The sequence below is a fragment of the Pseudonocardia halophobica genome (genome assembly GCF_027922425.1).
GTDB classification, from domain to species: Bacteria; Actinomycetota; Actinomycetes; order Mycobacteriales; family Pseudonocardiaceae; genus Pseudonocardia; species Pseudonocardia halophobica.
In genome coordinates, this window is sequence record NZ_BSFQ01000005.1 from 91,545 (window position 1) to 112,293 (window position 20,749).

The following is a 20,749-nucleotide window of genomic DNA, read 5'->3' on the forward strand; positions in this document are numbered from 1 at the left end:
GAATTAACTGTCCGTGTGCCGTACACACCCTCTTCTCTCATGCCTCAATCGGACGCCGCGTCGCCCGCCGGAGACTCGGTGTCCGAGCCGGTCGACGCGATGGTCGCGATGCGGGGCGTCAGGAAGACCTACGGCTCCGCCGAGATCCTGCGTTCGATCGATCTGAGGGTCGGGCGCGGCGAGATCGCGGCCGTGATCGGTCCCAGCGGTGCCGGCAAGAGCACCCTGTCGAGGTTGCTCGGTCTCCTCGAGCGGCCGACCAGCGGTTCGATCACGATCGACGGGCACGACGTGACCGCACTCTCGGAGAGTGGCCTGCGTGCCGCGCGGCGTGAGATCGGGACCATCTTCCAGGCCTCCAGCCTGCTGCACCGCCGGACCGCGCGCGAGAATGTGGCCTTGCCGCTCGAGTACGCGCGCGTGAACCGGCACGATCGCCGCCGCCGGGTCGACGAGCTCCTCGAGCGGGTGGGGCTGTCGCACCGGGCGGACGCCTATCCCGCGCAGCTCTCCGGCGGCGAGCGCCAGCGGGTCGGCATCGCGCGGGCGCTGGCGCTCGGGCCCAGCTTGCTCCTCTCCGACGAGTCGACCTCGGGCCTGGACCCGGCCACCACCCGCACAGTGCTCGCCCTGTTGCGGGAGCTCCGTGACGACCTGGGGCTCACCATCGTACTGATCACTCACGAGATGGAGGTCGTGCGCGCCACCGCCGACACCGCCACGCTCCTGCGCGGCGGGGCGGTGGTCGAGTCGGGCCCGGTCGGTGAGCTCATCGCCCGCCCACGGTCGCGTCTCGGCGTGGAGCTGCTCCCTGACCGGCACCACATCGAGTCGGACCCGGACGAGGTCGTGTGGCGGGTGACCTACACGGGTGCACAGCCGAGCCTGGACTGGCTCGGACGGCTCTCGGCGGAGAACGGCCTCGACGTGCGGCTCCTCGGTGGCACGGTGGAGAGTATCGCCGGGAGACCTGCCGGTCGGGTCACCATCGCGACCCGGGACGACGACGAGCTGCCACGGTTTCTCGCGCAGCTCGGACTCCACGCCGAACGGGTCGAGGAGTCGGCGGTGGCTCCGCCCGGAGAGTGGTCGGGCGCGCAGCGCACCGGAGTGGTGGCATGAGCGGGGTCCTGGCGGCGAACACCCCGGTCGACGAGCTGTGGGAGATCGTCCGACCCGCACTCGAGGAGACACTGCAGCTGGTCACCTGGACCGGGCTGATCACGATCGGGGTCGGCCTACCGCTGGCCGTGGTGCTGCACAACACCTCCCCGTCGGGCCTGCGGCCGACACCGGTGGTCCATCTCCCGCTCAACGGCATCGTGAACTTCGCCCGGTCGCTCCCCTTCCTCATCCTGATGGTCCTGTTGATCCCGTTCACTCGACTCCTCGTCGGGACGACGATCGGGGTGGCCGGGTCGATCGTGCCCATGTCGGTCGCCGCGATCCCCTTCGCCGCCCGGTTACTGGAGACGAACCTGCGAGAGGTCCCGCCGGACGTCCTACGGGTCGGGCGGGCGAGTGGCGGATCGGTCTTCGGTGTGGTCTCCCGCGTGCAGCTGCCCGAGGCCGTGCCCGCGATGATCGGCAACCTCACCCTGCTGGTCATCACGATCATCGAGATCTCGGCGGTGGCGGGGACGCTCGGCGGCGGGGGGATCGGGGACCTCGCGGTCACCTACGGCTACACCCGCTTCGACACGACGGTCCTGGTGGCCTGTGCCGTGATCCTCGTGATCTCGGTGCAGCTCGTCCAGCTGGTCGGGGACCTCCTGGCCCGACGGCTCGACCATCGTTGAGCGGCGCCCGTCCGAGGCTCCGCATCATCCCCGCACGTTGGTGAACTCGAGAGGAAACCCCGACCGTGACGTCCCTGACCCCCGGCCGCCGAGCCCTGGCGCTCCTGGCCGCACTCGGCGCCCTCATGCTGGCGGGCTGCGGCAGCGCCGATCCCGCCTCCACCACCGGCCCTGCCGACCACGGTGCCCCGCTGCGGTTGTCCGTACTGATCTCCGGCGATGGCGGCGCGAGCTCGAAGTTGGCCAGGTATCTCGCCGCCGAGGTGGCACCCGACTACGACGCCGAGCTGACGTTCGAGACCATCACCAGCGCTGAGCAGCTCTCGCAGACGGTGGCCGACGGGGAGATCGACGCGAACTTCATCTCGACCGGCTACTGGGTGGCCCAGCAGGTCGCCGACGGCGGATACAAGGTCCGGCCGGTCCTGGCGACGCACTTCAACAGGTTCTCGATCGTCTCGACGAAGTACCCGTCGCTTCGTGAGGTCCCGGACGGTGCGTCGGTGGTCCTCCCCAACGACCCGTCCAACCTGGCCCAGGGTCTGTTGCTGCTCGCCCAGGAGGGACTGATCCAGCTCGAGCCGAGCGACCGGCCCGAGCTCTACACACAGCGCCAGATCACGGCGAACCCCAAGAACCTGAGGATCGAGGAGGCGGGCCTGGCCCAGATCCCGCGGTCGCTGCCGGATGTCGACCTCGGCGTCACCTACGACTCGGTCTTTCTCGACGGTGGGGTTGCTCCGGAGGACTTCCTCGCCACCTTCAGGGCCCCGAGCACGAACTGGGCGATCCACCTCGTCGTCGGGGAGAACATCGCACCCGAGAGGCTGGCGACCCTCGAGCAGATCTTCGAGGACCCGCGGGCCACCCGGTTCGTATCGGACCAGTTGAAGGACGTCGCGCTCCCGCTGACGGCCGGTGTCGGATCGTGACGTCCGCGCCACGGGCGGAGCGACCGCTCGCCTTCTTCGCCTTCGTGATGAACACGGCGTCTCACATGGTCCACGGCACCTGGCGCCGCGCAGACGGCGGCCAGCGCGACTTCGAGGAGATCGGGCTGTGGATCTCCCTGGCACAGCGGTTGGAGAGGGGCGGCTTCGACGCCCTCTTCTTCGCGGACGTGTCCGGGCTGTACGGCGACTTTCGAGGGAGCTGGTCCCACCACGTCCGGACAGGCATGCAGTTCCCCACCCACGACCCCCTCGTCACGCTGTCCGCACTGGCGGTCAGTACCGAGACCCTCGGGCTGGCCCTCACGGCGGGCCCGATCCAGGAGCAGCCCTTCGGCTTCGCCCGTCGGATGTCCACCCTGGACCACATCAGCAGGGGCCGGGTCGCCTGGAACATCGTCACAGGTGGCAGGACCAACGACGCCCGCAACTACGGGCTGGACGAGCCGCTCCCGCACGATGAGCGCTACGACTGGGCGGACGAGTACCTCGACGTGCTCTACAAGCTCTGGGAAGGCTCGTGGGAGGACGACGCGCTGGTGAAGGACCGGCTGAGCGGTGTGTACGCCGACCCCGAGAAGGTGCACAAGATCCACCATCGCAGCAACCGGTACCGCGTCGAAGGCCCCCACCTCGTGAGCCCGTCGCCGCAGCGGACCCCGGTGCTGTTCCAGGCCGGGGGTTCCCCGCGCGGGCGGGAGTTCGCCGCGCGCCACGCGGAAGCGCAGTTCATCGCCGCACCTCGGCCGGAGAGCGCGCGGGCGCTCGTGACCGAGACGCGCGCACTCGTCGAAGCGGGCGGGAGGGCGGGTTCGGACCTGCTGTTCTTCCAGGGGCTGTCGTTCGTGGTCGGGAGTACCGAGGACGAGGCTCGCCGCAAGCGGGACGAGCTCGAGGCCGAGATCGACCTGGAGACGACGATCGCCCACGTCGGCAGCGCCCTGGGCATCGACCTGGTGGGGTACGGGCTGGACGCCCGCCTGGTCGATGTCCTGCCCGACCGAGTGAACGGCACGCGAAGCGCCCTCACCTGGGTCCGGGAGGCGATCGGGGCGGCGGACCCGACCGTCGCCGACCTCGCCCGCCTCGTCACCGGGCAGTCCCGTGTCGTGGGGACACCCGAACAGATCGCCGACCGGCTTGCCGAGTGGCGGGCCGCGGGGATCGACGGGATCAACGTCATCAACGAGACCCTGCCCGGCTCCTACACCGACTTCATCGAGCACGTCATGCCGGTGCTCCGCGAGCGCGGGCTCGCCCGCTCCGAGCCGGCGGCCGGCACGCTGCGTCACCGGCTCTTCGGGCACGACCGGCTCGACGACCGCCATCCGGCCGCCCGCCACCGCGTGTCGGGGACACCGCGCCCCGGACCGGATTCACCCGCCCCCGTAGCGAACGGAGCCCCTTCCCGATGACGACGACGACATCCGGTCGAGGACGGCCCGCGGCCGCCTCCCAGTTGGTCCGCTACGGCACACCGGAGTACCGGACGCTCCTCGCGGACATCGCCGCGGGTGCGGAGGAACGTGAGCGCACCGAGGAGCGCCCGCACGCCGCCATCGACGCGATCCGGCGGGCCGGGCTCGGCGCCCTGCGCGTGTCCCCGTCCGGGAACGCGCCGTCGATCACGGTCACCGAGCTCTTCGCCGCCGTCATCGACCTCGCCGAGGCCGACTCCAACGTCGCCCACATCCTCCGCACGCACTACTACTTCGTGGAGACCCGGCTGCACGGTGGCCGGGGCGGCGAGCCGGACCCCTGGCTAGACCGCCTCCGGGCGGGCGCGATCTTCGGCAACGCGACCATGGAGCTCGGCGGCCCCCTGACGCGCATGGCGACCCGTCTGGTTCCGACCGCGGACGGGTTGGAGCTTTCCGGCACGAAGTTCTACACGACCGGCAGCCTGTATGCGGACTGGGTCAACGTCGCCGCGACCGACCCCGAGGACCGGATGGTGATCGTCTCCGTCCCCACCGACCGCCCTGGCGTCACGATCGAGGACGACTGGGACGGCATCGGCCAGCGCATGAGCGGCAGCGGCACGACCCGGCTCGACCGGGTGCAGGTGGCGCCGGAGGAGGTGCTCAAGCACATCGGCGGGGCGGACGCGGCCGCCGACTTCCCCCCGGGCTTCCTGCAGCTCTTTCTCACCGCCGCCATCGCGGGGGTACTCCGGACCGCACGGTCGCACGTCGTCGAGGTGCTCCGGGCGCGACCGCGGAGCCTGCCGCACGCCCCGACCCAGGTGCCGCGCGAGGACGTGATCCTCCAGCAGGCGCTCGGACAGGTCGACAGCATCACCCACGCCGCCGAGACGCTGGTCCTCGCCGCGGCCCGCACACTGGACGCCCTGTGGGTCGCGGTCGACGAGGGCTCGCCCGAGCAGGCCGACATCGCCGACCAGGTCCGGGCGGACACCGCCCGCGCCAAGGTCGTGGTCGACCGGCTGGCCCTGGAGGCCGCCACCGCGCTGTTCGACATCGGCAGCGCGTCCTCCACCCGCCGCGGCCTGAACCTCGACCGCCACTGGCGCAACATCCGGACCATGGCCTCGCACAACCCCGCCTCCTACAAGGCCCAGGCCCTCGGGAACCGCCTGGTGAACGGGGTCGCGCTCCCGGCCAACGCGTTGTTCTGAAGCCGATGGGTCAGGGTCCACCCGGCCCCGACGCCTGTCGGGTGAGGCGGACCACCTTCCCAATCGGGATCCTCTATGCGAGATTCTGATGATGCGCGGTGATCACCACTCACTCGGCAGGCGGCTCACCCGCCGCCGATCGGTGGATCTCGGACGCGCATGCAGCGCACTCTGTCACTGACCAGGCACGTTCCGTTCCTGTTGATCAGTTGGTCGGGTCCCGGATGGGCCCGCCGTGTCCGAGGTACACGATGTCGCTGCTGCGTTGCACCCCCCGCCACCCGGTCACCACCGCCCGCCGTGACCGCGCGATCCGCGAAGCCCTCTCGTTCGAGGGATTCGTCCTGCTCGCCACCGGTCGACGCCGCAGGCGGGGCCGGATCGCGCCCCTCTCCGCGGCGGAGCGCGCCGCGTTGGACGAGCTGCCCGGCCCGCTCGACGTCCTGGTCCTGGTCGACAGTCGGCCGTGGCTGGTCGCGGACCCGGTGCCGCACAGGCTCGCCGAGCTGGCGCGCCTCGCGGACCACACCGGCCGGGTCCGACTCCACGTCGTCCCGAGCACCCACGACAACCGCGACCTCGAGCTCGCCTACGGCACGGGCGGCAGCGAGCCGGTCTACGTGGTCCTGGACGCGTACGGCGCCGCGCTGGGGGTGCTAGGACCCGGTCACTCACCGGTGCTCGACGGTCTGTCCCGCCTCGTGCACCGTGGCTGCTGAGCTCTCCCACCTGAGCTGCCAGTACTCCGGCCGGACCTGGCAGGATCGACCCGGTGCGGATCTCGACCAAGGCCGACTACGCGATCAGGGCGGTCCTCGTCCTCGCCGCCGCGGACGGCGACCCCATGAGCTGTGCCGAGCTGGCGCGACGTCAGGACATGCCCGAGAAGTACCTCGAGGGCATTCTCAGTCAGGTCCGCCGCAGCGGCCTCATCCGGAGCCAGCGCGGGGCCGAGGGCGGCTACTGGCTCAGCCGCCCCGGCCGCACCATCTCGCTCGCCGACGTGATCCGTGCCGTCGACGGTCCGCTCGCCACCGTGCACGGCCTGCCCGCCCAGGAGGTGGGGTATCAGGGGGAGGCCGCCCACCTCCCGCACGTCTGGGTCGCGCTGCGCTCGAGCATCCGACGGGTGCTGGAGACCGTCACCCTCGCCGACGTCGTCTCCGGCTCGCTGCCGAAGGAGATCGTCGAGCTCGCTTCCCTGCCGGGGGCCTGGGCCAGCCGGTGACGCCGGCGGCGCGGGTGTTCTGCGGATCGGTGCGGCCCGTGGAGCACGGTTCGGGCACGCCGGGACCGAAAGGGGTCACTCGCCCGTCGAGGGCGATCCCGTGATGAGGACGGCGACGGAGGCGCGACTACGCGGGAGGTGCGGGGAGCCGGACGGACACCGTCGTGCCCACACCGACCGTGCTCGACACGTCGAGCGTGCCGTGCATGGCCTCGGCGAGGCCGCGAGCCAGCGGCAGACCGAGCCCGACGCCCTCTTCGGAGTCTGCGCCCAGCCTGTCGAACGGGGTGAAGAGTCTCCCGAGGTGCTCGTCCGCGATCCCGGGGCCGGTATCCGTGACGGTGATCAGCACTCCGTCCGTGACGCGCTGCCAAGCGACCTCGACCTCACCCCCGGACTCGTTGTAGCGGATGCCGTTGACGGTGAGGTTGAGCAGCACCTGCCGCACCCGTCGGGGGTCGGCGCGCACCGTCACGGGGCCACCGACGCGTCGGACCACCACGCGATGACCGGCCGCCAAGGACTCCGCCATGGCGAACACCTCGTCCACCAACGGGTCGAGGTCGACGTCGTGCAGGTGCAGCGGCAGCGCCCCGGCCTCGATCCGGGCCACGTCCAGGACGTCGTCGACGATCGAGAGGATGTGGGCGCCCGCCGAGGAGATGTGCCCGAGGGCGACGTCCCTCCGCGTCGGGGACAGGTCGAGTGTGCCGAGCACCTCGATGAACCCCTCGACGGCCTGCAACGGAGTGCGCAGCTCGTGCCCGAGCGCGGTCAGGAAGTCGGTCTTGGCCCGGTTGGCCGCCTCGGCGGCTCGCTGGGCGACCTCGGCCTCCCGCCGCCTCCGGCGCTCGCTCTCCGCGGCTCGTCGACCGGTGATGTCCAGGACGTTGACCGACAGGTGCAGGGGCCGCCCACCCGGCCCGCGGACGGGCGAAACGACGATGGCCACCTCCAGCGGGCGCCCGTCCGGCGTCCGTGCGGTCGCCTCGTACTGGTCGCCTGGAGTGCGCCGGTGGAACAGGTCCTCCAGCCGGACGCCGAGCAGCTCGTACTCCGTCTGGCCGAGCAGGTCCAGGAGGGCCCGGTTCATCCTGGTCAACGCGCCGTCCAGCGTCGCCAGTGCCATACCCGTCGCGTTGTCCTCGAAGGCTCGGCGGAAGCGTTCCTCGCTCTCGGTGAGCGCTCCGAACAGCCTGTCGTGGTCGATCGCGACGGACGCGAGATGGGTCACCCGCTCGACGAGGCGTTCCTCCCGCGGATCGGGCCGGTGCGGCTCGTCGTGGTAGACGGCGAAGGTCCCCGTGACCCCCGAACGGCCGCGGATCGGGGTCGACCAGCATGCCCGCAGACCGTGCGTCGCGGCCAGCGGACGGAAGGACGCCCATCGGGTGTCGGTGGTGATGTCCTCTGCCACCACGACGCGGCCGAGGTAGGCCGCCGTGCCGCAGGATCCGGCCGAGCTCCCGATCGACATGCCGTCTATCGCCGCGGAGTAGTCCGCGGGCAGCGAGGGGGCGGCGCCGTGGCGCAGGGTGGCCGAGTCCGGGTCCAGGAGCAGGACGGAGCAGCGGCAACCGGGCAGCAGCTCCTCGAGGGTGGCGGTGATGCCGGTCAGCACCTCGCCCAGGTCGGTGCCGATCGCGATCTGCTCCAGGATCCGCGTCTGCTTCCGCAGTAGTGCCACGGAGTCCTCGTGGTCGAGCCCGGTGTCGACGGTCACGGCTCGAGCCGGTAGCCGACGCCGCGGACGGTCACGACCATGCCGGATCCCAGCTTCTGCCGCAGGCGGTGGACGTGCTCGGTGACGGTCGCTTCGCTCTGCCAGCCCGTCGAGCTGTCCCACACGTGCTCCAGGAGCTGGGCGCGGGTGAACACCTGCCGGGGGTGGGCGGCCAGGTAGGCGAGCAGGTCGAACTCGCGGGCGGTCAGGTCGACCGTAACCCCCTCGACGGCCACCGTGCGGGCCGCGACGTCGATGCGCAGAGCTCCGGCGGGCTCCGAGGAGGCCGGGGGCCGGACTCCGCCGCCGGAACGCCGCAGGACGGAACGCACTCTGGCGCCGAGCTCGCCCGGGGAGAAGGGCTTGACCAGGTAGTCGTCGGCACCGAGATCGAGCCCGGTGATCCGGTGGCCCTCGCCGCTGCGGCCTGAGAGCACGATGACGGGGAGATGGCCGTCGGTGCGCACCTGTTGCAGGACCTCGAGCCCGCCGACACCCGGCAGGGACAGGTCGAGCACCACGAGGTCGGGTCGGTCCTTCTCGATGACGTCCAGCGCGGTCTGTCCGTCCGCGGCCTCCCGGACGACGAAGCCCTCCGCCTCCAGCTGCCACGAGACCACGGTGCGCACCCGGGCGTCGTCGTCGACGACGAGGACCGTGCCCCGACGCGTCTGCAGGGCAGGCGGGGCAGGCGACGTCGACATCGAAGGACCTTCCGATCTCGCGCCACGGCTGTGCGGCGCCTCGCTGGGTGGGGCCGTGGTGGGCCCGCGGAGCACCGCAAAGAACCACCGGTTCGTTCAGTGTCCGGGAGTCACCGCGCCGAGGCAAGAGGGGGGTGAGCCGGCCCGACGACGGCTTCGCCCGGCACGCCGTAATACGTACACTGAATGCACGCGGCAGGCCGAGCGTGCTCGCCCCGGTCGGGCGGGGTCCGCAGCGCCGGGTCCGACAGCGTCTCACCACCAGGCGGGCAGGCCACCGCAACCCCTTGCGACACGCGAGACCAGAGGAGCACTCGATGACGAGCCTTGTCGACCGGCACGCGGCGCGCGCCGCCGAACTGTTGCCGGAGCCGGCGCTGTTGATCGGAGACGACCGGATCACCAAGACGTCGAGCGGGTTCCTCGAGCGGACCGACCCGTCCACCGGGCTCGTGCTCGCCGAGTTCCCGGTCGCGGGCCGCGACGAGGTCGACCGGGCGGTGGCCACCGCCAAGGCCGCCTTCAGGAGCTGGCGGCGGGTGCCCGCGGACCGCCGGCGCCGGATCCTCTCGGACTGCGCACGGGCGATCCTCGCCCACGAGGAGGAGCTCGGAGCCATCTCGGCGCTGGAGATCGGCACGCCGGTGAGTGGCAACTTCCTCGGCACCGCGGCCGACCAGTTCGACTACTACGCGGGCTGGGCCGACAAGTTCGAGGGCGAGCTGATCAGCGCGTACCCGACGCGGGCGTTCAACTACGTCAAGTACGAGCCCTACGGCGTGATCGGTGCACTGATCACGTGGAACGGCCCGCTGGTCAACATGTCGATGAAGGTCGCTCCCGCCCTCGCGGCAGGGAACACGGTGGTCCTGCGCACTCCTGAGCAGGCGCCGTTCGGCCCGCAGCGCCTCGGCGAGATCCTGCTCGAGGCGGGGCTTCCCGCGGGCGTGCTCAACATCGTGGCGGGCGGTCCGGAGACCTCGGAGGCGATCATCCGGCACCCCGACGTGCGCAAGGTGAGCTTCACCGGCGGACCCGAGATCGCCAAGAAGATCATGACGACCGCGGCCGAGACCCTGACCCCGCTGTGCCTGGAGCTCGGGGGCAAGTCGGCCAACCTCGTGTTCGCCGACGCCGACCTGGACCGGGCAGCGGAGCACGCGGCACGGTTCTCCGTGCTGACCCTCGCGGGCCAGGGCTGTGTCCTGCCCACCCGCCTCCTGGTGCAGGACACCGTCTACGACGAGATGGTCGAGCGTGTCAAGGCCGTCGCCGAGAGCCCGACGATCGGGGACCCGCTCGACCCGGCCACCACTCTCGGACCGGTCATCAGCCAGGCCGCGGTCGACCGGATCCTCGGCTTCGTCGCCGGTGCCCGGTCCGAGGCGCGGGTGGTGACCGGTGGCGAACGGCTCTCCGGTGAGTGGGCGGAGGGCTTCTTCCTCACGCCCACGGTGGTCGCCGACGTCGAGCACACCAGCACCCTGGCCCAGCAGGAGGTGTTCGGGCCGGTCCTGGCCATCATGCCGTTCCACACCGAGGAGGAAGCGGTCGCCAAGGCGAACGACACGGCGTACGGCCTGGGCGGCTACCTGCACACCTCGGACCTGGCCCGCGCGCATCGCGTCGCGGACGAGCTCGAGGCCGGGGTCATCGGGGTCAACGGTTTCCCGTCGATCACGGGGGCGACCCCGTTCGGTGGCACCAAGATCAGCGGCTTCGGCCGCGAGGGCGGCCGGGCGGGGATCGAGGAGTTCGTCCACCACAAGAACGTCTGGATCCCGCTGGACTGATCAGAGGTCTGCCCGTCCCTGCCGGGCGGGCGGACCCGGTTCGCCGTGGACTCGGCCACGGTCGCGAGCCCCGGGTGAACCAGGCCGGTCCGGCGCTGCGGCCCGCGTGATGCGGGGCGGATGATGCCGGGCGGGTGATGCGGACCGCAGCCGAGCCCGAGTGCTACGCTTAGGCCGGGCTCAGACCCAGGAGGTCCCGCACGACGCGGCGGTGGTCGCGGGGCGCGCCGAAGAGCTTCTGGGAGCCTTTCGCCCGTCGCAGGAACACGTGGATGTCGTGCTCCCAGGTCATCCCCGTGCCGCCGTGGAGCTGCAGCGCTGCCCCCGCGACCTCGACCAGGGCGTCGGAGCACCAGGCCCCCGCGATGGAGCCGAGCCGCACCGCCTCCGCCGGGGCCTCGTCGTCGCCACCGGCGAGGGCCTGGTCGGCTGCGTTCCGGGCCGCCCAGGACGCGGCGGCCGAGGCCTCCCGCGAGATCGACATGTTCACGCAGCGGTGCTTGAGCACCTGGAACGATCCGAGGGCGCGGCCGAACTGGTACCGGTTGCGCAGGTGCTCGATCACGATCTCGAGCAGCTGCGTGGTCGCCCCGACCTGCTCGGCGCTCAGCGCGGTCGCCGCCAGCGCGGCGAGCAGCCGCAGGGCCGCCGAACTCGTCGACGGGGCGAGGACGAGCTCGGCCGGCGTCTGGGCGAACCGGTGGGTCGACATGGGCCGCGTCAGGTCCAGGGTGGCCAGCGGGGCACGGTCGTGGCCCGCGGCATCGGACCGAACCGCCCAGACCCCGGTCCCGGCCGCGCTGTCGGCCACGACGTAGACCAGGTCCGCCACCAGGCCCTGCGGCACGCCGAAGAGCGTGCCGTCGAGCGTCCACCCCGACGGTCCCTCGGCGGCGCGCACGCTCGGTGCGCTGCCGGCGGCGGTGAGCCCGCCGACGGTGGCGATCACCTGCTCCTCCACGAGCAGGGACCACTGCGCCTTCACATCCTGGTCAGCGAGGCCGAGCAGCAGCGGGGCGATGACGGCGGACTCCAGGAACGGGCCGTTGTAACACGCCCGGCCGGTCTCCTCGAGGATCACCGCCGCGTCGGACAGGGTCAGACCCAGCCCGCCGTGCTCCTCGGGCACGAGCACGGCGGTCACCCCGAGCTCCTCGCTCAGCTGCCGCCAGACGGCGGCGTCGAACCCGGCCCCGGGACCGCCCTCGGCCTGACGGGCGGCCTCGATCGGCTGGGCGCGGGCCAGCAGCTTGCGCACCGTGCTCCGGATCTCGCGCTGCTCGTCGGTCTCGGCACTCGACATCGCTTACTCACTCCTCTGCAGGGCAACGGCGGGACCGGGCGTGGACAGCCGCTCGGCGAGCAGTGCCCGGACCGCCTGCCCGTCCGGTTTCAACGCGACCGTGCGCGGCAGCGTGTCGACGACCTCGATGACCCGCGGCACCTTGTAGGCCTCCACCCGCTCGCGCAGCCATCCCGCGAGCTCGGCCTCCTCCGGCGGCTCGGCGCCGGGACTGGGCTCGACGGCGGCGACCGGGACCTGGCCCAGACGCGGGTCGGGCAGCCCGACGACGACGGCGTCCGCGATCGCCGGGTGCGAGCGCAGGAGCGCGGCGAGCTCACCGGGATCGATCTTGAAGCCGCCTCGGTTGATGGCTCCGTCCGCGCGGCCGACGATCCAGAGGAACCCGTCCTCGTCGTACCGGGCGAGATCGCTGGTCCGGATCCAGTCGGCGGCGTCGCCCGCACCGACCGCCTGGGCCGTGCGGACCTCCAGGAGCCCGACCGAGCCCACGGGGAGCTCGGCCTCCGTGGCCTGATCGATCACCCTGACCTCGACACCGGGGTGCAGTCGACCCACCGCGCCCTTCTTGATCTTCGACAGGCGCTTGTGGTCCTTCAGGGTCCAGCTCGCGAGGCCCTGCATCTCGGTGGCGCCGTAGGCCTGCAACACCGCCACGTCGAACCGGTTCTCGAACTCCTCGGCGAGCGCCGGGTCCAGCGGCGCGGAGCCGGCGCGCGCGGCGCGCAGCGAGGCGAGCCACGACGGGTCGATGTCGGCGTCGAGGATCATCCGCAGTGCCGCCGGGGGGACACCCGTCGTGACCACCTGGTGGTCTCGCACGGCCTTCGACCACGCGATCGGTTCGAACCGCTCCAGCAGGGCCAGTCGCCTGCCCGCCGCCACCGTCACGCAGATCGACTGGATGGCGCTGGAATGGGCCAGCGGCAGCATCTGGATGGTGACGCCGGTGCGCAGGGCCACCGCGTCACCGCTGCCCTTCTTGTTGTGATGCCGGTCCACCGCCTCGATCGAGGCGGACAGCGCACTGCGCGTGATCTCGATCCGCTTGGGGGTGCCGGTGGTGCCACTCGTCTTGAGACTGACCGCACACCCCGGCGCGGTCTCGGTACCGGCGAGGTCTCGTCCGGGCTCTGCAGCCGCGAGCACGGTGGCGCTCGCCGCAGGCCCGCGCTCCAGGCGGACGGCGGCGGCGCCGATGCCGCGCGCGGCGTCCAGGACGCCGGGACGGTCCCAGTCCGTCTGCACCGCCGCGATGACCGCGGGCCTGAGCTCGGTGATCTCCGCGGAGAGCGCGGCGTCGGGCTGCATGTTGTTGAGCAGCAGGAGCGGCCGGGCCTCCGACAACGCCCACAACAGCGTCGCGACCGTCGCCGTGTCGTTACGCGAGACGAGCGCGAGGTAGCCGTCCTGCGGAAGGTCGCGCAGGGACGACATCACCGCGGAGAGGTTGTCACCGAGCCGGGTCAGATCGCCCCAGGTGTCCCAACGCCCGTCCTGCGATATCGCGTGGGCGTTCGGATCGAGGCGGAGGACGCTTGCGACACGGGTGCTGAGGTCCACGGCTGTCCTGACTGACGAGAAGGGAAGAGGGCCGAACTACCTAGAGTACACTCTTTGATGTGTGATCGGGTGGTCGGAACGTACACATCCGGACGCCGGGCCCACGCCTGAACGGCGACCGGAGGAGTTGTCGTCAGACCGGTTCGGGAAGCCGGACCGGGCCGAGCGCTCGGGAGGCCAGCAGGACTGTGGCGTCACCGCGGATGTTCTGGTCGCCACGCTGGTTCGTGCCGCTCAGCGCCAGCTCGACCAGCGGGCCGAGCGTCGGGTCGATGCGCTTGTCGGTGATCGTGGAGGTGAGCCAGGTGGTATCGCCCACGTAGTTGAACCGACGGAACTCACCGCGGACGCGGTAGACCCACCCGTCGTCTCCGGAGAAGTTCGTGCAGTAGTGGACCAGCCAGGTCCACCGCAGCGGACCGATGTCGTATGCCGCGGGTACGCCGATCCGCTGGGCCCCGCCGTCGTCCCAGTGGATGCGCATGATCGCGTCCCAGGCGCCGAAGTCGTCCTTGCTGTAGAAGCCGCGCAGCCGCCTGCGGTTCTCCCGGCCGAGCCGCAGCGCCGGGAAGCCGTAGCCGTACCAGCCCGCGCCCATGAAGAAGTTCATCAGGTCGGTGATCAGCATAGGGCCCTTGACCATGCGCGGACCCGGTGCGCCGACCTCGGCGTCCTCGTAGAAGAGGGTGTCGGCGCCGCGGATCAGCTCGGCGTCGTACGCGTCGTCGATCTCCTGGATCTGCTCGGGGGTGTAGGAGGCCCGCTGCTCGGCGGGCCTGCTCTTGCGGCCCGTCGAGTCGACCTTGCGCCGTTCGGCGTGGATGTACCACGGCCTGCGCCGGGCGACTACTCGGCCCTCCTGGTCCCACCAGGTGTTCTCGTTGGTGGCGATGACCGACCGGCCCGCGAAGGTGGACTCCTTCTCGCGCACGTCAGCCAGCACGGTACTGCGGGTCAGGGTGTCTCCCGGCCGGATGGGCTTGTAGAACCAGCCCTCGTGGCCGGCGTTGAACAGGTGCACCCCGCGCAGCGCGAACCGGGTCCGGGCCGCGAGCTCATCCGGGACCGTGGGGGAGTGGTCGATACCCATCGTCCACTCGTAGCCGGGTGGGGCGACCATGCCGCCCCACCGGGTGTCGGCCCCGTAGTGCCGATCGGTGTAGAGCGGGTTGAGGTCGCCGTAGCCGTGCGCGAACTGGCGGATGCTGTCCGTCGAGGCGGTCTCGTTCCACGGCCAGGTGACGACGCCGTTCCGCATGGTCGGGTTCGGGTACCCGATCCGCTCGCGCATGAGCTCGATGGCCTCGTCGGTGATCGAGCCCTGCAGCAGTCCATCTGACATATGACATCCTCGGCAACATGGTCAGGCTGTGATGAGTACACTGAACTCGACATCGTGGCCGGGGTCAAGGCCGCAGCGCACACCAGTAGGTGGCCGGGCGTTTCCAGGTCGGCGTCGCCGGGCTTCGCGTCGCCCCCGTCGGGTGAGACGACCGCATCCGGTTCGGAGCGGGCGCACCGTCGGAATCGTGCTGTCGCGTCGTCCCCGGCTCGCGCCCAGGTGGAGGGTTCGTCGGTGACCGTCGACGGCGATCGTCCACTCCTCGCGGTCGGTACCGTACACGTTCGTCCGTCCCGCGCGTCCGTGTTCGCGCGCCGTCGTGGCAGCACCGCGCTCGCTCCGGCCCTCGGCGCGTCCGGTCACGATGCCCCAGGCCGCCGGGGTCGGTCGCCCGGGGCTTCGCGTGGCGCTGGGAAGCCGATGACACCGGGGCGTCCATTCGGTATACTCATCAGCGCGCTGTGCGGCGTCGTGGGGCCCTCCGGGCAGGCGCGGCGCTCGCGGTTGCAGTCGATCGTCAGAGAGGACGCCATGGGTTCGCAGGTCATCATCGCCACGTTCACGCCGAGGCCCGGTGACGAGGACGCGGTGCGTGCGGCGATCGTCGCGGCGATCCCGGCGTTCCACGCCGAGGAGGGATGCGAGCGCTACGCCCTGCACGAGGTGCGGGGCGAGCACTCCGCCTTCAGTGTCGTGGAGCGATGGGCTCGGGCCAGGCGCTCAAGGCGCACGCCACCGGTCCCGCCCTCGCGGAGCTCACCGCGGCGGTCGAGGGCAGGCTGGCGAAGCCGCTGGAGGTCGTGCGGCTCGCTCCGATCCCGGCGGGGGACGAGGCGCTCGGCGCCGTCTGACGTCGGTGCGGCCGACGTCCAGGGAACGACCGACAAAGGGGCCGACAGCGGTCCGGGATTGTGCGCCGGAGGGCGGACTGATGAGTGAAGGCGTAAGCGGTGCCGACGCCGCGGTGCTGGCTGCGGCGGCCTCGGGTGACCCCGAGGCGCTGCGGTCCGCCGCGCGTGAGTGGATCGAGCGGAACGTGCCTGCGGAGTGGCTCGCCGCGGCGCTGGCCGGCGACATGGACCGGCTGCACGCGGTCCGCTCGCCGGAGGCGTACCGGGAGTGGTATCCGCCCCTGGGGCGGTCGGGGCTGACCGTGCCGACCTGGCCCGTGGAGTACGGCGGCCTCGGCTTGTCGCGCTCCCAGTCCGGGGTGGTGGCCGCCGAGCTCCGGCGGGCCCGTCTCACCACCCTCAACGTGGTCGGGATCGGGCTGGTCGCACCCACGCTGCTGCAGTACGGGTCCGAGTACCAGAAGCAGACGCTGCTCGGTCCCATCGTCGACAACACGGCGAAGTGGTGCCAGCTGTTCAGTGAACCGGGCGCGGGTTCGGACCTGGCGGGGCTGTCCACCAAGGCGGAGCGCGTCGATGCGGACACCTGGCGGATCGACGGCCAGAAGGTGTGGAGCAGCTTCGCCCACGAGGCGGACTACGGGATCCTGCTGGCCCGCACCGATCCCTCCCTCCCGAAGCACCAGGGCATCACCGTCTTCGCCTTCCCCATGCGCCACGAGTCCGTCACGGTCCGCCCGCTGCGCAAGATCAGTGGCGATCACGAGTTCAACGAGGTCTTCATCAACGACGCCGTCGTCGACGACCGGCTGCGCATCGGCGAGCAGGGCCAGGGCTGGGAGATCGCGCGTGCGGTGCTCGCCTTCGAACGGGCGATGCTGTCGGGCGCGGGCTCCGGCCTGCGTGAGCGCACCAGCGGCTCGTCCATCCAGACGCTGGTCACGGCGGCCAAGGCGGCGGGCGCGGTCGACGATCCGGTGATGGCGGACGAGGTCGTGCGCCTCTACGTCGAGAACCAGGTCGTGCAGCTGACCAACGCACGGGCTCGATCGCTGGGCAGGGAGGGTGCGGCACCCGGCCAGCTCAAGGTCCTGGCCTCGGAGCACAACCAGCGCCTGCAGGCCGCGCTGCTCGACCTCACCGGCGCGGTCGTGTACGACCCGGAGGACGCCTCGGCGGCGCGGCGGGCCTTCGGGTTCCTGCGCAGCAGGGGCGACACCATCGGCGGCGGAACCTCCGAGGTGCAGCGCAACAACGTCGCGGAGCGGGTCCTCGGACTGCCCAAGGACCCCTTCTCCGACAACACCATCCCGTGGCGCGACATCAAGCGCGGCCCCACGGCGTAGAGGCGCCCTCGTTCCTGCTTGACAGTGGGACGACGGCGTTCATAGGCTCTTCGACGAGAAGAGGGTACTGAGTTCCCTCTTCGTGACCGATCCTCGACGGTGACGATCGCGTGCGGATACTGCGGCGAGAGCACCGGCTGGCCCTACGGCCGGGAGAGCTCAAACCTTCTTAGGAGGAACGAATTGTCCGCAGTGTGGAGCACCCCACTCGTCCATGACCGCATGATGGTGACCGGGGCGGGTTCCGGCATCGGCCGCGGCGTCGCGCTGGAGGCGGCCGCCCGCGGCGCCACGGTGTACATCGTCGGCCGCCGGATCGAGCGTCTCAAGGAGACCATCGCACTCGCCGAGGGGGCACCCGGCACGCTGATCCCGCTCGCCTGCGACCTGACGGACCCGGTCGCGGTCGACGCGCTGTTCACCGGCGTCGAGACGGAGGGCGGCCCGGTCCAGGCGCTCGCCCACTGTGCGGCAAGCGTGCAGTACCAGCCCGCGCGGGAGATCACCTTCGAGTCGTTCAGCCAGGTCATCGGGACCACGCTGTTCACCGCGTTCAACACGCTGCACCGCTGGGCCCGGCCCCTGCTGGACACCGAGTTCGACGGCGTCGCGGTGGCACTGACCAGCTCGGTCGCGCACCGGGGCACCCCGGGCGTCGCGCACTCGTCGGCGGGGAAGTCCGGCATCGAGGGCTACGTCAAGAGCGTCGCGCGCGAGTGGGGTGGCAGCGGCATCCGGATGAACGTGGTGGGCCCCGGCCGGTTCCCGGTCGAGAAGTCCAAGGACATGTGGGACCGGCTCACGGCGGAGGAGAACTCCACCGGCACCGCGCGCATCGCGGTCGGCCGCTACGGGCGGCTCTCGGAGATCGTCGGGCCGATCATGTTCATGTTGAGCGAGGCGGCCGGCTTCCTGACCGGCGAGGTGTTGCACGTCGGTGGCGGTGACCGGCTGACCCCGGCGATCGGTGCTCCTCCCGGAATCACGGCCGCCCAGGCGACCGGTGACGCCTGAGGGTCCACGACCCGACCCCCGCCTGCGGGCGGCACGCGGTGTGCCCAGCCCATGAAGCCGACGAAGGACGAGATGATGGAGAAGCCACTCGAGGGTGTCCGGGTCCTCGACCTGACGCACTGGTGGTCGGGCCCGGAGGCCACCTCGCTCCTGGCAGCGCTCGGGGCCGACGTGATCAAGGTCGAGGCCGTGCAACGGCCGGACTCCTCGCGGGCCCACCGTGCGCGCGACATCGACAACGACCCGGAGTGGTACGAGCGCGGGGTGGTGTTCAACAGCGCCAACGCGGGCAAGCGGGGCATTACACTGGACCTGTCCCGGCCCGCGGGCCGGGAGCTCTTCCTCCGGCTCGCCGCCGACGCGGACGTCGTGATCAACAACTTCTCGGCCCGGGTGATGTCCAACCTCGGTCTGGACCACGCACGGCTGGTGGAGCTCAACCCGTCGATCGTGACGGTGGACATGACCTCTTTCGGGCTCACCGGGCAGTGGCGTGACCTGGTCGGTTTCGCCTATGTCTTCGAGCAGATGAGCGGGGCGGCCGGGGTGACCGGCTACGAGGCCGACCAGCCCGGGACCCTCGGTGGCGCGTCGGACCCGTCCGCGGGCTACATCGGTGCGTTCGCCGTCCTCCTCGGGCTCAGCGCTCGGGACCGCACCGGGCAGGCACAGCACTTCGACATCTCGCAGACCGAGGCGGTCAGCGCGTTCCTCGGTCCGGAGCTGATCAAGGCGCAGCTGACCGGTGCCGTCCCGGACCGGCGGGGCAACCGGCATCCGCGGCTTGCACCGCACAACGTCTACCGCAGTGCGGGTGCGGACGAGTGGGTGGCCGTCGCCGTGCGGACGGACGAGGAGTGGACGAGCCTCGTCGAGGTCCTCGGCCGCCCGGCGTGGGCGACCGACCCCACGCTGGCCACCGCCGCCGGGCGCAAGGAGCACGAGGACCTGATCGACGAGCACCTCGGCGCCTGGATCGGCACCCGGACCAAGGAGGACGTCGCCGCGGCACTGTGGGCGGCGGGCGTCCCGGCGGGCGAGGTGCTCGACGGCGGCGAGCTGGAGAGCGACCCCCAGTTCGTCGCCCGCGGCACCTTCCAGGCGCTGCACCGCGCGCCGATCGGGGACCTGGCGGTCCCGGTGGCGCCGATCCGGCTGTCGGACACCGACACCTCGCACACCAGGCCTGCGCCGCACCTCGGTGAGCACAACGGTGAGGTGCTGCAGGGGCTCCTCGGCCTCAGCGACGACGACTTGGCGGTCCTCGTCGCGGACTCCGTCGTGGGCACGAGGCTGCCGTGAACACGGGTGACGAGGAGGGAACGGGGCGTGGAGGCGAGATGAGCACGGCTGCTCTGGACGGGATGCTGGTCGTCGACGTCGGGACCGGGGTGCCGGGCTCGTACTGTGCGCGGCTCCTCGCCGACTTCGGTGCGGACGTGATCTCGCTCGTGGACCTGGCCGAGGGGTCCACCGAGCCGCTGGACGGGGACGCCGACGAGGCCGCCCTGGCGACCTTCCTGGGACAGAACAAGCGCAGCGTCGCCCTGGACACCTCAGACGAGCGAGGTGCGCGGCTGTGGCGTCGGCTGGTGGAGCGCGCGGACGTCGTCGTCGACGCCGGTGACGGTTCCGGTGAGTCGGCCCTGGCGCGCCACGGCGTCGACGTGGACGATCTTATCGGGGGCGAGTCGCCGACGGTGGTCGTCTCGATCTCGCCCTTCGGGTGGGAGGGGCCGTACCGCGGCAGGCCCGCGACCGACCTCACGGTGGCCGCCCTGAGCGGGTGGCTCAAGACCCTGGGCGACCCGGACCGCGCGCCGGTCGCGGCGGGGTTCCCCATGATCGACTACGTGTCGGGCGTGGTCGCGGCCGTCGGGACCCTCGCCGTGGCGCGGGCCGTTCGGCACGGGGCTCCCGGGCGCCGGGTCGACGTCTCCCAGCAGGAGGTCGGCAACCGACTGGCGCTGTACCCGTCGGTCGCGGCACGGCTGGGGATGACCCCCGTCCGTCGGTTGCCGTTCCCGATGTACGTCGAGGCGAGCGACGGGTACGCAGCGGTGAACGCGCTGTCGGCCCAGCACTTCCGGGACGCGTGCCTCTACATGGGTCTCGATGCCGAGGCGGACGATCCGGCCATGGCGGCCAACGAGGCGTGGCGGACCGATGCGGCCCCGATGTTGCAGGGCCGGATGGACGAGTGGGCCAAGGACAAGACGCGGGACGAGATCTTCGAGGTCGGCCAGGCCATGCGCATCCCGACGGCGATCCCCTACACGCTGCTCGAGGTCCTGGAGAAGGAGCACTACCACGAGCGCGGCTTCTTCCGGCCGCTCTCGGTGGGCGGCACGACGGTCCAACAACCGAGGGGCCCGCTGCTGTCCGACCTGAGCCGCTCGGAGTGGCGCGAGGCCTCGCGGCGCGGTGCCGACACCGACGAGGTCCTGACGCAGTGGCTCCCGGACCGCTGAACCCGCAGGCACTGTCGGCGTCGA

18 protein-coding genes and 1 pseudogene are annotated in these 20,749 nt (G+C 71.5%); 14 read left to right on the forward strand and 5 right to left on the reverse strand.

The window, feature by feature from the left end; genetic code table 11:
- The first annotated feature begins 78 nt into the window (after positions 1 to 78).
- The 7 genes from PKE99_RS08365 (at position 79) to PKE99_RS08395 (ending at position 6,615) form a co-directional block, all read left to right on the forward strand.
- A complete protein-coding gene (locus PKE99_RS08365; RefSeq protein ID WP_271214860.1) occupies positions 79 to 1,122 on the forward strand; it encodes a methionine ABC transporter ATP-binding protein in 1,044 nt (347 codons plus the stop codon).
- Positions 1,119 to 1,799 carry a methionine ABC transporter permease gene (locus PKE99_RS08370; RefSeq protein ID WP_037040977.1) on the forward strand — a complete coding sequence of 227 codons (681 nt, stop codon included), beginning with the start codon at positions 1,119 to 1,121 and terminating at the stop codon, positions 1,797 to 1,799. Before PKE99_RS08365 ends, PKE99_RS08370 begins: the two co-directional genes overlap by 4 nt.
- 65 nt (positions 1,800 to 1,864) lie before the next feature.
- Positions 1,865 to 2,731 (forward strand): MetQ/NlpA family ABC transporter substrate-binding protein, encoded by an 867-nt coding sequence (locus PKE99_RS08375; protein WP_037040979.1) that lies wholly within the window; start codon positions 1,865 to 1,867, stop codon positions 2,729 to 2,731.
- Positions 2,728 to 4,164, forward strand: a complete 1,437-nt coding sequence (locus PKE99_RS08380) for an LLM class flavin-dependent oxidoreductase (RefSeq protein WP_231498044.1) — start codon at positions 2,728 to 2,730, stop codon at positions 4,162 to 4,164. Before PKE99_RS08375 ends, PKE99_RS08380 begins: the two co-directional genes overlap by 4 nt.
- Positions 4,161 to 5,387, forward strand: coding sequence for an acyl-CoA dehydrogenase family protein (locus PKE99_RS08385; protein WP_037040981.1), 1,227 nt, complete (start codon positions 4,161 to 4,163; stop codon positions 5,385 to 5,387). Before PKE99_RS08380 ends, PKE99_RS08385 begins: the two co-directional genes overlap by 4 nt.
- Positions 5,388 to 5,638: 251 nt before the next feature.
- Positions 5,639 to 6,106: a hypothetical protein gene (locus PKE99_RS08390; protein WP_037040983.1), complete on the forward strand. Its 468-nt coding sequence runs from the start codon at positions 5,639 to 5,641 to the stop codon at positions 6,104 to 6,106.
- A gap of 53 nt (positions 6,107 to 6,159) precedes the next feature.
- Complete coding sequence (locus tag PKE99_RS08395) at positions 6,160 to 6,615, forward strand: RrF2 family transcriptional regulator (RefSeq protein ID WP_037040986.1); 456 nt, start codon at positions 6,160 to 6,162, stop codon at positions 6,613 to 6,615.
- A gap of 127 nt (positions 6,616 to 6,742) precedes the next feature.
- On the opposite strand, the gene PKE99_RS08400 is transcribed toward PKE99_RS08395, so the two are convergent.
- Both PKE99_RS08400 and PKE99_RS08405 read right to left on the reverse strand, forming a co-directional pair.
- Positions 6,743 to 8,338, reverse strand: coding sequence for a GAF domain-containing sensor histidine kinase (locus tag PKE99_RS08400; protein WP_037040989.1), 1,596 nt, complete (start codon positions 8,336 to 8,338; stop codon positions 6,743 to 6,745).
- A complete protein-coding gene (locus PKE99_RS08405; RefSeq protein WP_051736793.1) occupies positions 8,335 to 9,042 on the reverse strand; it encodes a response regulator transcription factor in 708 nt (235 codons plus the stop codon). The genes PKE99_RS08400 and PKE99_RS08405 overlap by 4 nt, the downstream gene beginning before the upstream one ends.
- Positions 9,043 to 9,359: 317 nt before the next feature.
- Between PKE99_RS08405 and PKE99_RS08410 the strand changes: the two genes are divergently transcribed.
- On the forward strand, positions 9,360 to 10,835 hold the full coding sequence (locus PKE99_RS08410; RefSeq protein WP_051736794.1) for an aldehyde dehydrogenase family protein: 1,476 nt from the start codon (positions 9,360 to 9,362) through the stop codon (positions 10,833 to 10,835).
- Between the two features lie 169 nt (positions 10,836 to 11,004).
- Here the strand turns inward: PKE99_RS08410 and PKE99_RS08415 are convergent, their stop codons facing one another.
- The 3 genes from PKE99_RS08415 to PKE99_RS08425 form a co-directional block, all read right to left on the reverse strand.
- A complete protein-coding gene (locus tag PKE99_RS08415) occupies positions 11,005 to 12,138 on the reverse strand; it encodes an acyl-CoA dehydrogenase family protein (protein ID WP_037040992.1) in 1,134 nt (377 codons plus the stop codon).
- A gap of 3 nt (positions 12,139 to 12,141) precedes the next feature.
- Complete coding sequence (locus tag PKE99_RS08420) at positions 12,142 to 13,701, reverse strand: class I adenylate-forming enzyme family protein (protein ID WP_051736795.1); 1,560 nt, start codon at positions 13,699 to 13,701, stop codon at positions 12,142 to 12,144.
- Between the two features lie 133 nt (positions 13,702 to 13,834).
- Positions 13,835 to 15,043: an FAS1-like dehydratase domain-containing protein gene (locus PKE99_RS08425; RefSeq protein WP_051736796.1), complete on the reverse strand. Its 1,209-nt coding sequence runs from the start codon at positions 15,041 to 15,043 to the stop codon at positions 13,835 to 13,837.
- Between the two features lie 531 nt (positions 15,044 to 15,574).
- Between PKE99_RS08425 and PKE99_RS08430 the strand changes: the two are divergent.
- The 6 genes and pseudogenes from PKE99_RS08430 to PKE99_RS08455 form a co-directional block, all read left to right on the forward strand.
- Positions 15,575 to 15,691, forward strand: a pseudogene (locus tag PKE99_RS08430) (hypothetical protein); the annotation flags it as partial.
- 53 nt (positions 15,692 to 15,744) lie between these two features.
- Positions 15,745 to 15,894 carry a hypothetical protein gene (locus PKE99_RS08435; protein ID WP_231498070.1) on the forward strand — a complete coding sequence of 50 codons (150 nt, stop codon included), beginning with the start codon at positions 15,745 to 15,747 and terminating at the stop codon, positions 15,892 to 15,894.
- A gap of 80 nt (positions 15,895 to 15,974) precedes the next feature.
- A complete protein-coding gene (locus PKE99_RS08440) occupies positions 15,975 to 17,240 on the forward strand; it encodes an acyl-CoA dehydrogenase family protein (protein ID WP_081923767.1) in 1,266 nt (421 codons plus the stop codon).
- 222 nt (positions 17,241 to 17,462) lie between these two features.
- Entirely contained in the window at positions 17,463 to 18,254 is a 792-nt protein-coding gene (locus tag PKE99_RS08445) for an SDR family NAD(P)-dependent oxidoreductase (RefSeq protein ID WP_037040995.1), read from the forward strand.
- A gap of 51 nt (positions 18,255 to 18,305) precedes the next feature.
- Complete coding sequence (locus tag PKE99_RS08450) at positions 18,306 to 19,556, forward strand: CaiB/BaiF CoA transferase family protein (protein ID WP_051736798.1); 1,251 nt, start codon at positions 18,306 to 18,308, stop codon at positions 19,554 to 19,556.
- 38 nt (positions 19,557 to 19,594) lie between these two features.
- Positions 19,595 to 20,725 (forward strand): CoA transferase, encoded by a 1,131-nt coding sequence (locus PKE99_RS08455; protein ID WP_037040997.1) that lies wholly within the window; start codon positions 19,595 to 19,597, stop codon positions 20,723 to 20,725.
- Positions 20,726 to 20,749: the final 24 nt, after the last annotated feature.

Excerpts from the sequence above, each read along its gene's own strand:
- PKE99_RS08370 (WP_037040977.1), top strand. The coding sequence starts at position 1,119 with ATGAGCGGGGTCCTGGCGGCGAACACCCCGGTCGACGAGCTGTGGGAG.
- PKE99_RS08385 (WP_037040981.1), top strand. The coding sequence starts at position 4,161 with ATGACGACGACGACATCCGGTCGAGGACGGCCCGCGGCCGCCTCCCAG.
- PKE99_RS08390 (WP_037040983.1), top strand. The coding sequence starts at position 5,639 with ATGTCGCTGCTGCGTTGCACCCCCCGCCACCCGGTCACCACCGCCCGC.
- PKE99_RS08405 (WP_051736793.1), bottom strand. The coding sequence starts at position 9,042 with ATGTCGACGTCGCCTGCCCCGCCTGCCCTGCAGACGCGTCGGGGCACG.
- PKE99_RS08410 (WP_051736794.1), top strand. The coding sequence starts at position 9,360 with ATGACGAGCCTTGTCGACCGGCACGCGGCGCGCGCCGCCGAACTGTTG.
- PKE99_RS08415 (WP_037040992.1), bottom strand. The coding sequence starts at position 12,138 with ATGTCGAGTGCCGAGACCGACGAGCAGCGCGAGATCCGGAGCACGGTG.
- PKE99_RS08425 (WP_051736796.1), bottom strand. The coding sequence starts at position 15,043 with ATGTCAGATGGACTGCTGCAGGGCTCGATCACCGACGAGGCCATCGAG.
- PKE99_RS08435 (WP_231498070.1), top strand. The coding sequence starts at position 15,745 with ATGGGCTCGGGCCAGGCGCTCAAGGCGCACGCCACCGGTCCCGCCCTC.
- PKE99_RS08440 (WP_081923767.1), top strand. The coding sequence starts at position 15,975 with ATGAGTGAAGGCGTAAGCGGTGCCGACGCCGCGGTGCTGGCTGCGGCG.
- PKE99_RS08445 (WP_037040995.1), top strand. The coding sequence starts at position 17,463 with ATGATGGTGACCGGGGCGGGTTCCGGCATCGGCCGCGGCGTCGCGCTG.
- PKE99_RS08450 (WP_051736798.1), top strand. The coding sequence starts at position 18,306 with ATGAAGCCGACGAAGGACGAGATGATGGAGAAGCCACTCGAGGGTGTC.
- PKE99_RS08455 (WP_037040997.1), top strand. The coding sequence starts at position 19,595 with ATGAGCACGGCTGCTCTGGACGGGATGCTGGTCGTCGACGTCGGGACC.